Source organism: Fructilactobacillus lindneri DSM 20690 = JCM 11027 (genome assembly GCF_002907375.1).
Classification (GTDB): Bacteria; Bacillota; Bacilli; order Lactobacillales; family Lactobacillaceae; genus Fructilactobacillus; species Fructilactobacillus lindneri.
Window position 1 is genome coordinate 1 of sequence record NZ_MIYK01000009.1, and the last position, 1,710, is coordinate 1,710.

The 1,710-nt window shown below is 49.6% G+C and carries 1 rRNA gene; it reads left to right on the plus strand.

Annotated features, from left to right (window positions below):
- Nucleotides 1-70 precede the first annotated feature (70 nt).
- Nucleotides 71-1,647, plus strand: a 16S ribosomal RNA gene (locus BHU33_RS02940).
- The last annotated feature ends 63 nt before the right edge of the window (nt 1,648-1,710 follow it).

Below are 1,710 nucleotides of genomic sequence, written 5' to 3' on the forward strand. Positions count from 1 at the left end.
TTAAAACATTATGCAAAGTCAATTTGCTTTAAGAAATAAAATAAATAAGAGCTAGTAAAGTTCTCATTTTTAAAATGAGAGTTTGATCCTGGCTCAGGACGAACGTTGGCGGCGTGCCTAATACATGCAAGTCGAACGAGGTCTCCTAACTGATAGCTGGTGCTTGCATCAGCTTGACGATAGATCTGACCGAGTGGCGAACTGGTGAGTAACACGTGGGTAACCTGCCCAGAAGAAGGGGATAACACCTGGAAACAGATGCTAATACCGTATAACAACGAGAACCACATGGTTCTCGTTTGAAAGATGGCTTTTATGCTATCGCTTCTGGATGGACCCGCGGCGTATTAGCTAGTTGGTGAGATAATAGCTCACCAAGGCAATGATACGTAGCAGACCTGAGAGGGTAATCTGCCACAATGGGACTGAGACACGGCCCATACTCCTACGGGAGGCAGCAGTAGGGAATCTTCCACAATGGACGAAAGTCTGATGGAGCAACGCCGCGTGAGTGAAGAAGGGTTTCGGCTCGTAAAACTCTGTTGTTAGAGAAGAACGACCGTGAGAGCAACTGCTCACGGTGTGACGGTATCTAACCAGAAAGTCACGGCTAACTACGTGCCAGCAGCCGCGGTAATACGTAGGTGGCAAACGTTGTCCGGATTTATTGGGCGTAAAGCGAGCGCAGGCGGTTTTCTAAGTCTGATGTGAAAGCCTTCGGCTTAACCGGAGAAGTGCATCGGAAACTGGATAACTTGAGTGCAGAAAAGGACAGTGGAACTTCATGTGTAGCGGTGAAATGCGTAGATATATGAAGGAACACCAGTGGCGAAGGCGGCTGTCTGGTCTGCATCTGACGCTGAGGCTCGAAAGCATGGGTAGCAAACAGGATTAGATACCCTGGTAGTCCATGCCGTAAACGATGAATGCTAGGTGTTGGGAGGTTTCCGCCTCTCAGTGCCGCAGCTAACGCATTAAGCATTCCGCCTGGGGAGTACGACCGCAAGGTTGAAACTCAAAGGAATTGACGGGGACCCGCACAAGCGGTGGAGCATGTGGTTTAATTCGATGCTACGCGAAGAACCTTACCAGGACTTGACATCTTCTGTTAACCTAAGAGATTAGGTGTCCCCTTCGGGGGCAGAATGACAGGTGGTGCATGGTTGTCGTCAGCTCGTGTCGTGAGATGTTGGGTTAAGTCCCGCAACGAGCGCAACCCTTGTCTTTAGTTGCCAGCATTAAGTTGGGCACTCTAGAGAGACTGCCGGTGATAAACCGGAGGAAGGTGGGGATGACGTCAAATCATCATGCCCCTTATGTCCTGGGCTACACACGTGCTACAATGGACGGTACAACGAGTTGCGAAACCGCAAGGTCAAGCTAATCTCTTAAAGCCGTTCTCAGTTCGGATTGCAGGCTGCAACTCGCCTGCATGAAGTTGGAATCGCTAGTAATCGTGGATCAGCATGCCACGGTGAATACGTTCCCGGGTCTTGTACACACCGCCCGTCACACCATGAGAGTTTGTAACACCCAAAGTCGGTTGGATAACCTTTACGGAGTCCGCCGCCTAAGGTGGGACAGATGATTAGGGTGAAGTCGTAACAAGGTAGCCGTAGGAGAACCTGCGGCTGGATCACCTCCTTTCTAAGGAAAAATTCGGAACTTACACCGATCAAAATCTTGCTCAGTTTTGAGAGTATCTACTCT